We start from the raw sequence: 13,762 nt of genomic DNA, 5'->3' as shown, positions 1-13,762 counted from the left end.
CGGATCGGCGAATCACCGACGGGCGCTGTCCGACGGATGCGCGCCCAGCGAGGCCGAGATGACCGCAATCGGCATCCGCGACACGTAGAGGTTGGCCCGTTCCTGCGGGGTCAGCGCGCTGCGCGTGTGCAGCTTGTCGAGCAGGAGTCGGCCGATACGCAGCATCGATCGGCCGCGTCCCCTCTCAGGACCGGTAAGACGGTGTGTAACAACAAAAGCCATGATCGTCTCCTATCGGGAGGTCCGATCGGCTCGCGGCATACGCTCACCGCCCGCAAAATGCTTGACGCGCAGCGTTATCGAGCACCCGAGAAATCAGGCGGCGGAAAGAATGCCGGAACCGGACCGGGACAAGACGGAATTGGGATACGGACTGTCGCCGGGACTCATCTCGCCCTCACCTCCTCACGGCCAGGACACACGCGGGTGTCGTCACATTCACCTGAACGGGAGGAGGCGAAATGACCGGCGCAAACCGCCGGTCGCACCCCTCTCGTCGGAGCTTCGGCACTGCACGGCGTATCCGAACATCGTCCGGAAGCCACTTGGGCTCAACCCTTGGGTCCGGGAAGAGCTGTCCTGACCCGGGGCGTCTCTCGACGTTCGGGGTCAGTGGCCTGTATCCGTGCAGACGCCTCACCTACCGAGGTGCTTGCCCGTCCATCTTGCACCGCGCCCCAATGCGCGTCAAATTACTTTACGCAACCCTTACGTTGGTTTCTGTTAACCAACGGGCACATCTACCGCCGCGGCTACTCTCGAAACATGGCTAATACTTTGCAGGCGCCCAGGGTCGCGACGGTGCTCGACCGGATGTACACCGAGACGAAGAACCAGATGTCGAGGTTGCGCGAAAGGGTTGGTGATTTCGACCGGCCGATGAGCGCGCAGCAGCGCGCCGATGCCATGAGCGAGTTCTACATTCCCGTGACGCCGGAAGCGGGTCGCCTGCTCTACGCGCTGGTGCGCGCGACCCGGCCGACGACCATCGTCGAATTCGGCATGTCCTTCGGAATCTCCGCGGTGCACCTGGCCTCTGCGGTTCGCGACAACGGCGCCGGCCGGGTGGTCACCACCGAGCTCAGCGCCCCCAAGATCGCCGCGGCCAGGCAGACGTTCGCCGAGACCGGCTTGGACGACGTGATCACCATCCTCGAGGGCGACGCGCTGACCACGCTGGAACACCTCGACGGACCCGTTGAATTCGTCCTGCTCGACGGGTGGAAGGACCTCTACCTGCCGGTGCTCGAGCTGCTCGAACCGCGCCTTACGACAGGGGCGCTGATCGTCGCCGACAACGCCAGTGCCGCAGACATGCGGCCCTACCTCGACCGCGTGCGTGATCCAGACAACGGGTACGTCAGCTTCAACTTCCTCGTCCGGGAGAGCGACAGCATGGAAATCAGCTGCCGCACGGGCGATTAACGGCTATCTCAAGGATTCCTCGAGCCAGGGCGTCAGCCATTTCACCCCTTCGGGGGTGAGGTGGACGCCGTCGCTGCGCACCTTGATGCCGTCGACCTTGGCCGTGTAAACCCCGTCCGGGCATAGCTTTTTGTTCAGGTCCAGGATCTGCACGCCGCCGCGCTGGGCAACCGTTTTGCGCAGCATGGCATTCCACAGGTTGACGCGATCGGGCTGGTCCTCCGGATACAGCCGACCGTCCGGCTTCTCGCCGCCCCGGCTGTACGGCACGGTCGCCACCACCAGGCGAACGCCGTTGGCGCTCAGGATGTTCAGCGCCCGCTGCAACTCCCCGTTGAGGTAGGCGTCGAAGGTCGGATCGCCGATATGGGTCCACTGCCCCTCGTTCACGCGATCGACGGTCTCCCAGCGGCCGATGATCAACAGCGCCACGTCCGGCTGATCCTGGCCGAGCTGCGCCGACCACCGGATGGGCCAGCCGTCGCATTCCGGTCTCTGCTCAAGGGTTTGGCCGATGTAGCGATACGGCGTGCCGCGCACCAGGCTGCAGCCGATGACGGTGTGGTCGAGGAACGCGAACCCGGGCGTCGGCGGGAGGTAGTGCATCCAGGTCCACCCGATCGAATCGCCGAACACCGAAACGGTGAAGGGCCGGTGGGGATCGCGGGGTGCGGGCCGGCCGGCACCGGGCGGGGACGGCGACACCGCGGCCACCGCCGAGACCCCCGGCGGCAGGCCTTCGCGCAACCCGGGCCCGGTTCCCACCGGGATCACCAGCAGCGTCACCGCGGCGGCGCTGGCCACGGTGGCCGCCGCGAGCGGCAGTAGCGGCACGCGGGCCGGCCGCCACCGCCGGATCGGTTGTTCGATCAGCCACCACGACGCGGCGGCGACCACCACCGTGGCGGCACACCGCGCGGCGAACAGCGGTAGCCCGGACCATCCGGTGCGTTCACCGTTGAGGGCCAGAAAGATTGGCCAGTGCCACAGGTATACGCCGTAGGAGATGGTGCCCAGCCACACCAGGGGGCGCAGGGCCAGGATGCGGGCGACGGCACCGCGCTGCTCCATCGCCACCGGGGCGACCACGACGACGGATGCGATCGCGACCCCGATCAGCAGGCCGTGACGAAACTCGCCGGCGCGGCCCGACGCGAAGTGGGTCGCCGCCGCCAGCCCCGCCAGACCGAGTAGCGGCAGAAAACGGGCGACCCGCCGCCCCCACCGGCTCCGGATGAGGCACCAGCCGCGGTTCATCGACGGCCAATCCCTAACCAGCAGAGCCGCCGCCGCCGCGCCGGTGAGCAACGCCTCCGCGCGGGTGTCGGTGCCGAAATATATCCGGTCCCGCGTGGAGTCGGAGGCCAGGACGATGGCGAGCGCCGCGGAAGCGAGCGCGCCGGCGGTGGCGATCAGGAAGGTGGCGAACCGCACCCCGCCGACGGTGGCGCGCCTGAAGTAGCGCCTGGCCCGCGCGGCCAGCAGCAGGGTCACCGCGATGAGCAGCACCGGCCAGATGAAGTAGTACTGCTCCTCCACCCCGAGCGACCAGGTGTGCTGCAGCGGCGACGGCGGCGCGCCCTGGGTGAAATAGTCGGTCTTTTGGGCCACGAACCGCCAATTCGCGACCCAGAGGAACGCGGCGATCGCGTCGTCGCGCAACCCGGTGAGCGACTGGCTCGGGAGGAGTTCGCGGGCCGCCCCGACGGTGAGCACCATCAACACCAGGGCCGGCAGCAACCGTCGCGCCCGCCGGATCCAAAAGCCGGTCAGCCCAATGCGACCGGTGCGCTGCAGCTCGTCGAGCAGCAGCGAGGTGATCAGGAATCCGCTGAGGACGAAGAAGACGTCCACGCCGATGAAGCCGCCGCCCACGCCGGGGATGCCGCCGTGGCCGACCAGCACCAGCGTGACCGCGATCGCGCGAAGCCCGTCCAGCGCCGGAATGCCGCTGCGCCGTTCCGGTTGATCCCAGATCGCGAGCCGGCCCACCCGGCGCACCGGGGCCACCCATCGCGGGCGCCGATCAGAACGCGCCGGTGCGGGGTACCTCCCGCCCGGCTCAGCGTCCGCGGTTAACGCGCCCTGGCCACTCTGTCGCCCGGCGCCAAGATTGATGCCGATACGTCGCTGCCCCTCCTCTTGACCGCAGCCAGCCTAATTGCGCGTCAGCCCGGATACGCGGAAGACACGCGCGCCCGAAGCCGCATCAGAGGGGAAATCGGTTGCGGATCCCGTCGAAGCGTTCCCACATCAATGCGGTGCGTTCGGCGCTCGTGACGCGCGCGGTTTCCGGCGGCAACACGTGCGCGAGGTCGGCGTGTTTGGCGAGCCGGGTCATCAGCGCGGCGGGCTGACCCGCGAGCATGTGGCGGTAGGTGAGGTTCCCGCGTTCGAATCCCTGGGTATCGATCCAGTTGCGGAAGCCCGGGTCCCGGTGGGCCAGAATCAGTCTGACTTTGCCGTCGTCGTCGACCGATGCGCGGCTCGGGGTGTAGCTGACCGGCCGGTAGAGAAAGTCCATGCTGGTGAAGTAGGCCCCCATGTTCGTGATCATCCACAAGCCCTCGTGGGCAGCGAACTCCACGATGAGGGCCTCGTCGGGGCCCAGTTCCCAGTACATGTTGGCGGCGGTTCGGCCGCGTTTGCCGTCCGCATCGGAGGCGTCCGGGCGCGGGAACCGGTTCGGACGTTCGTGGTCGACGCCGCCGTGGGTGAACGGGAACTCGGGCCAGTCGCTCATCAGCCCGGTGACGAAATCACCGGCCCAGCGCATGGCCTCGACCACCGTGTCGGGAGTGGGCAGCGGCTTCGGCGAGGTCATGTCGACCCGCTCGATGCGCATCCGGGCGGGGCGCTCGTCCCAGCCGTCGAAGCCCTGGCGGATGAACAGCTTGCGCGAATCCGCGGTGGTCGGTAGCCAGTTGGGGCCGCGCTCACGACCACCGACGTAGAGCTCGAAGGTGCCGTCCGGCTCGACGCGGAGTTGGTGACCGAACAGGTTCACCTCCGGCACGTCGCCGAACGGCTCGTGCAGGACATCCGGGCCACCCGGACGTGCGCCCTGCACGGTGATGTTGAAAAAGGGGGCGGTGCCGCGGGTTCCGGTGATCCGGTAGCTCGATTCGCCGTCGATCCACGCCTGCTGGTAGGTGAAATCGGCGCAGTCTCCGCCCAGCTTTCGGGTCGGGTTGCAAAACGCGTGCAGCACCGGATAGCGGGTGTCGCGGGTTTCCAGGGCCAGGTCGAAGGCCTGCCCCAGGTTCTGGGTCAGGAAGCGGAACGCATCCGCGCGCTGCAAACCGGAGGCCGCGTTGAGATCCTTGAACGCCTGCTTGCCGGCGGCTCGCAATCGCTCGCAGAACTCGCCCCACGCTCGGTCGAGTGCCGCATCGTCGGGTCCATCACCGAAAGCCACTGCGCCCCTGCCTTTCTCGGCTTCTCAGCCGCCGAGCCTGTCGAGCATCGCGCTGACCGTCGCGCACGCCCGCGCGGCCGCCGCCAACCTGCCCTCCGCATCGATGCGCGGGCCGAGCAGTTCCAGGTCGAAACCGAACCGATAGCCCTCGGCCACCGCCTGAGCCACGAAAGGTTCGATCGGGATCGCGCCGTCGCCGGGTACCGCGCGGGCCGGCAGGGCCCGGTCCCCCAGCACGTAGTCGCTCAATTGGATCAGTTGCGTGCGGGGCAGCGCCCGACGTAGCAGGCCCGTGAGGTCGGCTTCGGCCCAGCAGTGAAACAGGTCGATGCAGATGCCGAGCCCCGCCAGCTCGGCGAGGGCGATCGTGTCACGCAGGCTGTGCGCGACATGGATATCGGCGTAGAGGCTCGACGCATTCTCGATGGCCAGGCCGACGCCGGCCTGCTCCGCCTGTCGCACGCACGGCTCGACAGCGCGACAAAACCGCTCCGCCGCCCGCTCCCAGGTGAGCCCGCCCCGCCCGCCGGTGAGCATGTAGATACACCGCGCACCCGTGGCCGCGGCGGCATCGATCAGCCGGGACAACTCCGCGCCGCCGCCGAACAGGTGGTAGACCGCCTCGACCGCGTACCCTTCGGATCGAATCAGGCGAACAAACGCGGGTTCGAGCAGTTGCGCGTCGAGGACGCTCAGCTGTCGCAAGCCAAGGGCCGTCCAATTCTGGTGTAGCTCGGCGGTATCCGCCCCGAGGAACGTCACGTTGTGGACCGACAGTGCGCGCATGCGCGTCTCAATCGCGCTTTTCGATGCTGACCCCGAACCGCTGCCGGAACGGCGCGAATTCGGCGTGCAGGTCTTCGAGGTTCTCACCGATGTCGGTCAGCAAGGTGGTGGAGTACCGGAACTTCCCGTAGCGGTCGCCGCGGTTGTGGGCCAGGTAATCACGCATCGCCGCCTCGGCCTCGCCGGTGAGGGCGCGCCCGCAAAAGGCGTAGTAGCGGCCGACGGTCCCGACCGGGTCCGCGATGAAGTCGCTGTACGGGACGTGCAGGATCCGCGGGTCGGCCACCATCGGGTTGGACATGGTGTTGGCGATGCTGGCGCGGGTCATCTCGAGGTGCTTCTTCGCCTCGACCGCGAGATCGATTGGACCGACGATGCCGTCGAGGATGTCGGCCATCATCATGGTGCGCGACGCCGCCACCTGGACCGGGTCGCGATGCAACCACAGCAGGTTCGCGTCGGGATAAGCATCGAAGAACTCCTCGAGGCGAAAGCCGTGGAATCCCTTCAGCACCCAGTACTTTCGGGGCCGGCTGTACTGGAACTGTTGCAGCATCGCCTTGTGCAGGCGGTATTGCGCGGCCGGGTCCGTCGGCAGGCCGCCGACGAGAGTCTGCATCGGCACCCGCCACCACGCGGTCGGAGTCATTACCCGAAAGTCGAAGGCCCAGGTGCGCTCGTCTTCGGGGAGGCCGTCGCCGAGCATGTCGTTGTACGGGTGGCTGAGCAGCCACTTGGGCATCTTCGCGTTGATCTCGCGCCAGTCGGCGTCAGCCCGGGCCCGACGGGGGTCGTCCGGGCCGGCGAGGCCCGGCGGCGGCGACGGGTACATCACCTCCCAGAAGCGCAGCGCGCGTGCATGCGGGTCCACCGCCATCAGGGCGTGCACGAGCGTGGTCCCCGAGCGCGGCTCCCCCGTCACGAACATCGGGTGATCGACCACCTCGGCGGGGATCGGGTAGCGGTTGCGATCCTCGATCAGCTCGAGCCGCGACGTCAGCAGCCAATGACAGACACCTTTCGCCTGCTCGATGCCGTTGGCGCCCATGTCGATACCGCTCAGGTGGTCGACGGCCAACCGGAATCGCTCCGGCAGTGTCGGGTCGCCGTAGTCATCGAGTCCCGTCTCGGCCTGCGCGCGGGCGAGCATCGCGTTGGCATCGAGTCGGGCCGTCATGGTTGGCCTCCACACAATGCCAACAGTTCGTCTTCCGTGTTGCGGACGTTGGCCGCCGACGCGGCGCTGAACTCCAGTCCGGCCATCGCCCCGTAATCCAGGACCTTGGGAACGCGGAGCCCGGCGTCCACATAGGACTTGATGATCCGGGCAACTTGTCGGGGCGTGCCGTGCGGCACGACCGCCCGGATCGCTTCGGGCTTGACCCGGCCCAGGAAGTCGATGATCCGTTCACGCGTCAGCGTCGTGGGGTCGATGTCGTGGAACCCGCCCCAGTCGTCGCCCATCGGATGGTCGAAGCCGAAGCGGCGCAGCACGTCCGCCGATACTTGCAGCAGGAACGCGGCCACCAGCGGGGCGCGGACGATCCGCTCGATCGCGTCGTCGTCTTCGCCGATCAGGCAAACCTGCACGTAGCACGGTGTGATCGCCATCGGGTCGCGGCCGGCCCGTTCGGCCGATTGTCTTACCGCGCCGAGCATCTCGGCGTAGTGCTCGGGGGTCCATGCCCCGGCCGGCCACCAACCGTCGGCGTAACGCCCGACGATGTCGAGCATCCGGGGTCCGCTGGCGCCGATCCAGATCGGCGGGAAGCGCCCGTCGTACGGCTCGGTGTCCAGCCGGGCGTGGCTCAGCCGGTAGAAGCGCCCCTCGAAGTCCACCGGCGCGTCGCTGTCCCAAAGCAGGCGGATGACTTTCAGCGCCTCCTCGAAGCGGCTGACGGGCCGGGCGAAGTCGAAACCGTAGGGCAGGATGTTTTCGCTCTCACCGCTGCCGAGGCCCAGGATGAATCGCCCCCGCGACAGATGGTCGATTGTCAGCGCGCTCTGCGCCAGCATCGCGGGATGGCGGCGCACCGTGTCCACGACGCTGGTCGCCAGCGGCACGGTGTCGGTCAGCACGGCCGCGGCCGCGGCGACGGCCATGCCGTCGAGGTGGCGATGCGGGGACGGCGATGCCGTCGCGAGGTCGGTGAACTCGGGGGTCCACAGCGCATCGGGCCAGAAGCTCACCATGTGATCGGGGAGCCAAATCGAGTGGTACCGACCGGTATCCAGCTCGGCCAGGCCGGACAGGTCCAGCGGGAGGGTGGTGCGCACGAACGCGGCGGGCGAAACCTTCACCGCGCGACCCACTCCGAGTTCAGCGCGAAGTCCGACATGTACCTGGTCGAGCTCCAGCCGCCGTCGACGACGATCGTCTGCCCGTTGATGAAGCTCCCGCCCGGCGAGCACAGGAACGCGACGGTGCTGGCGATGTCGTCGACGGTGCCCAGCCGCTGATGCGGCGTCAGCTCGGTGTTGATCTTGCGGAATCGCTCGTCCTGCAGGCGCTTCTCGACCATCGGCGTTACCGTCACGCCGGGCGCAACCGCGTTGCAGCGAATGCCGGCGGGGCCGTACTGGCAGGCGATGTGCGTGGTCAGCGCGGTCAGCCCGCCCTTGGCGGCGGAGTAGGCGCCGCCGCGAAGCCCGCCCACGACGGCGAAGGTCGACGTGATGTTGATGATCGCCGACCCGGGCCCCATGTGCGGCAGGGTCTCACGCGTGAGCCGAAACGGCGCCCGCAGCATCAAACCCAGGAAGTAGTCCAGTGTTTCGTCGTCCGTTTCGTGTACCGGCTTGGGGTTGCCGACCCCGGCGTTGTTGATCAGGAAGTCGATGTGGCCCCAGCGCTCGACGGCGGCCTCGACGATGCGCCGCGGCGCGTCGTCATGGGTCAGGTCGACGGCGACGGTCGCGACCCGCGCCGGGTCGGCGATGGACTCTTGCAATTGGGCCAGTCGATCCTCGTCGCGGCCCGTGCCCAGGACCGCCATTCCCATGTCGGCCAGTTTCTGTGCGCAGCCCAAGCCGATGCCGCTGGTTGCGCCCGTGACGATTGCGACCTGCATCTCACCCATCCCGTGTTAGAGCCGCCCGGATCTGATGTTTGAGGATCTTGCCCGCGTCGTTCTTGGGCAGCGCATCCCAGATGACCACCTGTTCCGGGGCCTTGAATTTCGCGACGCCCTTGCTTTGCAGCAGCGCGAGCAGGTCGGCGACGCCCGGCTTTGACCCACCCGGCTCACCCGCGGGCACGATCACCGCGCACGCCCGTTCCCCGGTTCGATCGTCGGGCACACCGACGATCGCGATTTCGGCGATGCCGGGGTGGTCGGCCAGCAGGTCCTCGACTTCCGTGGCCGAGATGTTCTCGCCGTTGCGGATGATGACGTCCTTGGCCCGGCCGGTCACGACGAGGTATTGGGCTTTCAAACCAGCTGAGACCCAGCGCCCGAGGTCCCCGGTGCGGAAAAACCCTGCGGCATCGAACGAATCGACGTCGTCCTGCCGGTGCCGGTAGCCCAGCAGCATCTGCGGGCCGCGGACGCAGATCTCCCCGTCGCCGTCCGGAGCGGAGTCATGCGCGACGAGTTTGATCTCGGCGATCCCGGCCCGCCCGTCGGTGTCCGCGGCTCGGTCGGTCTCGTCTCGCCGGGGCGCGCCGACGGTCGCGACGGGCACCTCCGTGCAGCCATACACCCGGGTGACGACCGCTCGGTCGAAATATTCGGTGGCGCGCCGGATCAGCGACGGCGACACCGAGGCGCCGCCGCAGATGAATACCTTCAGGTCGGGCAGGCGATCCTCGGCGCGTTCGGCGGCGGCCAGCAGCTGCCGCAAAAACGGTGTCGCCCCGGCCATGTGGGTGCAGTGTTCACCGTTCATCAGCGCCACGGCCGCCGCCGGGTCCCACCGGTCCATGAGCACCGCCGTCGTGCCTAGCAGCAGCGGACATTCGAACGCGTAGATCGACCCGCCGATGTGGGCGACGGGCGAGGGGACCAGGAAGGTGTCACCCGGCTCGACATTCCAGTGGTCACGGATCTGACGGATCAGCGCGTGTATCGAATTGTGACTGTGCAGAACGCCTTTCGGGCGGCCGGTGGTGCCCGAGGTGTACAGGACCATCCGCACGGCGTCGGGATCCAGGGCCGGCAGCGGCGCCGGATCCGGCCGCTCCTGCAGCAGGGCCGGGTACGGCGTGTGCGGGCCGGCTTCGGTGCCACGCAGCACCACCACTTCGGGGGCGGGGCTCATCGCGGCGGTCACGCGTTCGAGCATCGCGGCGTAGTCGTGACCGCCGAACAGGTGCGGGACGAAGATCATCGCGGATTCGACGTCCTCGAGGATGAAACGCAACTCGTGGTCGCGTAGCGACGGCAGGATCGGGTTCACCACCATCCCGGCCACGGTCGCGGCCAGGTAGACGACCGCGGCCTCGTGCCAGTTCGGCAGTATGAACGACACCGCGCTGCCGGTCGGCATGCGCTCCAGCAGGGCGTTGGCCAACCGGGTCGCCTGGCTGTACAGCGCGGCGCAGTCGAGCCGAGTGTCCCCGTCCACCAACACGGTTCGCTGCGGTGAGGCCTCCGCGGCCGCGCGCAGCGCGTCGGCGAGCGTGGTCGTCACCCACAGCCCGCGCCGGTAGGCCTCCGCCGCGCGTGCCGCGTCTATCAGTGCACCCGCCCTAATCATTGACGCGGCGCATCGTCATGGCGTACCGGAAGCTCGACGACAGGTGGGTGTTGACCGTTACCTGAGCGACCTCGCCGTCGGACGTCGTGTAGGTGCGCCGCATCTCCAGCGCCGCCGTGCCCGCCACGACCCCCAGGCCGTCGGCCAGCCCGGGCGGCAGCAGCACCGCGGCGATCTCCTGCCGCAACTCGGCGATGCTCACCCCGAACAGGTCCTCGATCAACGGAAAGATCGGGCCGGTGTGGCGTTGCAGCAGCCGGCCGACGGCGGCGAAATCGCGGTTGATGTAGTACTCCGTACGGCAGAGGGGCGCCGACGCGCCGTCGGCCCGCCGGTAGCCGCGCACGGACAGCCACTGCGTGCCGACGGGCAGCCCGGTCTGTGCGGCGAGTTCGTCGTCGATCGTCACCATCTCGTTGGACTCGATGTTCAGCCGCGCTCCGGACGCGAACGCGAGCAGGTCGTCAATCGACATCGTGTCCTGCGCATAGGAACTCGACGCCGGCCGGGGAACCACCCGGGTCCCCGCACGGGGCCGCGACGCGACCAGGTTGTCCTCGCGCAGCCGGCGCAGCGCTTCGCGGACGGTGTAGCGGCTGACCGCGAAGCGCTCGCACAACTGGTGTTCGGTCGGCAACTGCGAACCCACCGGGTAGACGCCGTCGACGATCTCTTTGCGCAGCGTTCGCGCGATCTGCAGATAGCGGTGCTCGCTCGAGATGGCCTGGGACATCAGCGGCCGTCCCGCAGTCGGCGCAATGCCAGGACGCTGCCGTCCCCGTCGGCGGAGACATAGAGCGTCCCGTCGGCCGCGGCCGCGATCCCGGCGAAGGGGCCCTGCGGGCCGGAGAACGGCGGCATGCCCTTCAGCGGCTTGGGCACCACACCCGCCGGGGGGCCGACGGGTAAACCCGACGCGATGGTCCGCCGAACCCCGGTGGTCGCATCGAACGCGACCAACTCCTTGGCACCGGCGTCGACGACGTAGAGCACCCCGTCGTGCACGCAAATGCCTTGGGGTCGTTGCAGATCGGCGACCACAGTGTCGATCCGCGACCCATTCACTCCGACCACCCGTCCGGCGCCGGCCTCCGCGACCAGGCACGCCCCGTCCGCGCCGATCGCGACGCCGACCGGTTCGCGCAGGTCGCTGGCCAGCACGTCGATACCGCCCCTCCGCAACGACAGCACCCGCCCGGTGCCCAACTCGGCGAAGACCACGCCCCCCGGCCCGACCGCAACTCCGTAGAGCTGGTCGAAACCGTCGGCCAGCACCTCGGTTTCGCTCGCCGTCGGCCGATAACGGCCGACCTGGCCGCCAGAGGTCGTGACGACGAACTCGCCGGGCCCGCTCGACGCGAGGCCGCGCAAAAAGCCGGGGTAGCCGGGACTGAACAACATCCCCACGGTCTGCAACGACCCGTCGGGCGCGGCGGCATAGAAGTATGTGCCGTCGGCGATGTAGAGCCGCCCGTCGTGGCCCACCGCCAGGTCCAGCGGCCAGTTCAGCCCACCCGGCAGCACCGTTCGCGTCGCGCCGTCCGGTGATATCTCGGTGATCTCGCCGGTGAAGTTGGACACCAGCACCCGGTCGCCGACGAGGGTGCAGTTGTCCAGGCCCGGACTGAGCTGGGCGAGCAGCCGCCGGTCGCCGCTGCGCGGATCGATGCGCAGCACCTGCCCGCTGGCCACCTGGGTCGAGACGATGTAGCCCTGCGAGTCGAACTTGACCGAGTCGGGAACGCCGAGATCGCCCGCGACGCACTGTGTTTCGCCGCCGTCGGGATCGACGCGCCAGATCTCGTTGGCGCCCATCACCGGGAAATAGAGCAGCCCGTCCGGGCCGACCTCCATCGCGTTCGGGGAGGGCACGCCGTCCAACATGACCCGCGGCGGCCCGCCGTTCAGGTTCAACTCCAGCAGGCGCCCGCCCTCGCGGCATTCGCCGATGAACAAGCGGTCCCGGTGAACGGTGATGCCGTTGGCCGACGGAACGTCGTCGCGCAGCACCCGGGTCCGACCGGCGTTGTCGCGCACGCTGACCCGGCCGTCCATCACCTCGGTGGCGTACAGGTTGCCGCGCGCGTCGAACGCGACGTCGTCGGGGGCCACGATCTCGCCGCCCCTGGCACTCACGACCGCCAGCTCCCCGGTGCGGTGATCCAGCGCGCTGATCTGGCTGCCGGTCACCTGCGCGATGTACACGCGCCCGTCCGGACCGGTGCGCAGGCCGTTGGCGCCGAACAGGCGGCTTGCCGCGGTGACCCGCTCGAGCCGCCAGTCGTCGGCGACGTCGATCGACTGCGGGACCGCATACCGGGATGGCCGCGTTGCAACGCCCCGTGAAATGGACATGCCGTGCCGAGGTCCTTCCGCCAGCCGTTTGAGCTGGACGCTATCAACTCCGCTTAGTCCAGACAATAGCCTCCGGAGCAGGCGGTCTCGGTCTTGACAGCCCAGTCCACCGATGGGAATAGTGTTCTCCAAAGGACAGAACGCAGTATTTTGTCCGGACAAGCAGTGCCGTGGATCCCGTGGGCGGCGGGGGAAAGCAGGTCATGGACGATCGCGAGGATCTGCTGGCGCTCGACGGTCGCATCGTCGTGGTGTCCGGTGCCGGTGGCGGCGGCATCGGCACGACCGTGACGGCCATGGCCGCCCGCGCGGGGGCCACCGTGATCGCGGTGAGCCGGTCGAAGGAAAACCTCGACGAGCACGTCGCCCCGCTGGCTCAACAAGGCCTGGCAGTGGTGCCCGTCGCGGCCGACGCGTCGACCGACGAGGGCATCGCCGCGGTGATCGACCACGCACGGCGCGCCGACGGGAGCCTCTACGGTCTGGTGAACGTCGCGGGCGGCGCCGAGCCGTCGACGTGGATGCCGTCGACACGGGTGACGCGCGACGACTGGCGCAAGATCTTCACCGACAATCTCGAAACCGCGTTCTTCATGAGCCGGGCCGTCGCGGCCGAACTCGTCGCGCAGCAGCGGCCCGGGTCGATCGTGTCGATCTCGTCGATCAGCGGCATGAACACCGCGCCGTTTCACATCGCCTACGGGACCGCCAAGGCCGCGATCACGGCGATGACCCGCACGATGGCGCTCGAGTTGGCTTTGTCCGGGGTCCGGGTGAATGCGGTGGCGCCGGGCGTCACCGAGACCGCGGCCTCGCGCACCTACGTGGACGAGGACCCGGACCGGGATCGGCAGGCGATCGCGATGGGCCGGCGCGGCCGGCCCGAGGAGCAGGCCGGCGCCATCCTATTCCTGCTCTCGGACCTGTCGAGCTACATCACCGGCCAGACGCTGCTCGTCGACGGGGGCCTCGACCTCAAGTGGAGCCATCTCGGCGCCGACAACACCTCGCTGTTCCTCAAAGACGAATCCTTCCGCGCGGCCATTAGGAGGATGTCGTGACTGACACGGAAGTCCAAGC

The 13,762-nt window shown here is 68.5% G+C and carries 12 protein-coding genes and 1 riboswitch; of the genes, 2 read left to right on the top strand and 10 right to left on the bottom strand.

What is annotated here, in order from left to right; translation table 11 throughout:
• Window positions 1–12: 12 nt before the first annotated feature.
• The gene (locus AC5Y2S_RS27525; RefSeq protein ID WP_499902687.1) at window positions 13–165 is read right to left on the bottom strand and encodes a hypothetical protein; all 153 of its coding nucleotides are present in this window, start codon (window positions 163–165) and stop codon (window positions 13–15) included.
• A gap of 316 nt (window positions 166–481) precedes the next feature.
• Window positions 482–655: riboswitch (M-box (ykoK) riboswitch) on the bottom strand.
• Between the two features lie 110 nt (window positions 656–765).
• On the opposite strand from AC5Y2S_RS27525, the gene AC5Y2S_RS27520 reads away from it, so the two are divergent.
• Window positions 766–1,425, top strand: a complete 660-nt coding sequence (locus AC5Y2S_RS27520; protein ID WP_499959685.1) for an O-methyltransferase — start codon at window positions 766–768, stop codon at window positions 1,423–1,425.
• A 3-nt stretch (window positions 1,426–1,428) separates the two neighbouring features.
• Here AC5Y2S_RS27520 and AC5Y2S_RS27515 read toward each other — a convergent pair whose 3' ends face one another.
• The 9 genes from AC5Y2S_RS27515 to AC5Y2S_RS27475 form a co-directional block, all read right to left on the bottom strand.
• A complete protein-coding gene (locus tag AC5Y2S_RS27515; protein ID WP_499959683.1) occupies window positions 1,429–3,426 on the bottom strand; it encodes an acyltransferase family protein in 1,998 nt (665 codons plus the stop codon).
• Window positions 3,427–3,634: 208 nt separating this feature from the next.
• Window positions 3,635–4,843, bottom strand: a complete 1,209-nt coding sequence (locus tag AC5Y2S_RS27510; RefSeq protein WP_499959681.1) for a DUF1214 domain-containing protein — start codon at window positions 4,841–4,843, stop codon at window positions 3,635–3,637.
• Between the two features lie 24 nt (window positions 4,844–4,867).
• Window positions 4,868–5,629: a sugar phosphate isomerase/epimerase family protein gene (locus tag AC5Y2S_RS27505; protein WP_499959679.1), complete on the bottom strand. Its 762-nt coding sequence runs from the start codon at window positions 5,627–5,629 to the stop codon at window positions 4,868–4,870.
• A gap of 7 nt (window positions 5,630–5,636) precedes the next feature.
• A complete protein-coding gene (locus AC5Y2S_RS27500; RefSeq protein WP_499959677.1) occupies window positions 5,637–6,806 on the bottom strand; it encodes a sulfotransferase family protein in 1,170 nt (389 codons plus the stop codon).
• Window positions 6,803–7,930: an LLM class flavin-dependent oxidoreductase gene (locus AC5Y2S_RS27495; protein WP_499959675.1), complete on the bottom strand. Its 1,128-nt coding sequence runs from the start codon at window positions 7,928–7,930 to the stop codon at window positions 6,803–6,805. Before AC5Y2S_RS27495 ends, AC5Y2S_RS27500 begins: the two co-directional genes overlap by 4 nt.
• Window positions 7,927–8,709 carry an SDR family NAD(P)-dependent oxidoreductase gene (locus AC5Y2S_RS27490; RefSeq protein ID WP_499959673.1) on the bottom strand — a complete coding sequence of 261 codons (783 nt, stop codon included), beginning with the start codon at window positions 8,707–8,709 and terminating at the stop codon, window positions 7,927–7,929. The genes AC5Y2S_RS27495 and AC5Y2S_RS27490 overlap by 4 nt, the downstream gene beginning before the upstream one ends.
• Complete coding sequence (locus AC5Y2S_RS27485; protein WP_499959672.1) at window positions 8,702–10,327, bottom strand: AMP-binding protein; 1,626 nt, start codon at window positions 10,325–10,327, stop codon at window positions 8,702–8,704. Before AC5Y2S_RS27485 ends, AC5Y2S_RS27490 begins: the two co-directional genes overlap by 8 nt.
• Entirely contained in the window at window positions 10,320–11,060 is a 741-nt protein-coding gene (locus AC5Y2S_RS27480) for a GntR family transcriptional regulator (protein ID WP_499959671.1), read from the bottom strand. Before AC5Y2S_RS27480 ends, AC5Y2S_RS27485 begins: the two co-directional genes overlap by 8 nt.
• The gene (locus AC5Y2S_RS27475) at window positions 11,060–12,682 is read right to left on the bottom strand and encodes an SMP-30/gluconolactonase/LRE family protein (protein ID WP_499959669.1); all 1,623 of its coding nucleotides are present in this window, start codon (window positions 12,680–12,682) and stop codon (window positions 11,060–11,062) included. Before AC5Y2S_RS27475 ends, AC5Y2S_RS27480 begins: the two co-directional genes overlap by 1 nt.
• A 203-nt stretch (window positions 12,683–12,885) precedes the next feature.
• Between AC5Y2S_RS27475 and AC5Y2S_RS27470 the strand changes: the two genes are divergently transcribed.
• The gene (locus AC5Y2S_RS27470; protein WP_499959720.1) at window positions 12,886–13,743 is read left to right on the top strand and encodes an SDR family NAD(P)-dependent oxidoreductase; all 858 of its coding nucleotides are present in this window, start codon (window positions 12,886–12,888) and stop codon (window positions 13,741–13,743) included.
• Window positions 13,744–13,762: the final 19 nt, after the last annotated feature.

This window comes from Mycobacterium sp. NGS69 (genome assembly GCF_059812165.1).
Note: the sequence above shows the minus strand (reverse complement) of the source record. Positions and strands in the feature narration are given on the sequence as shown.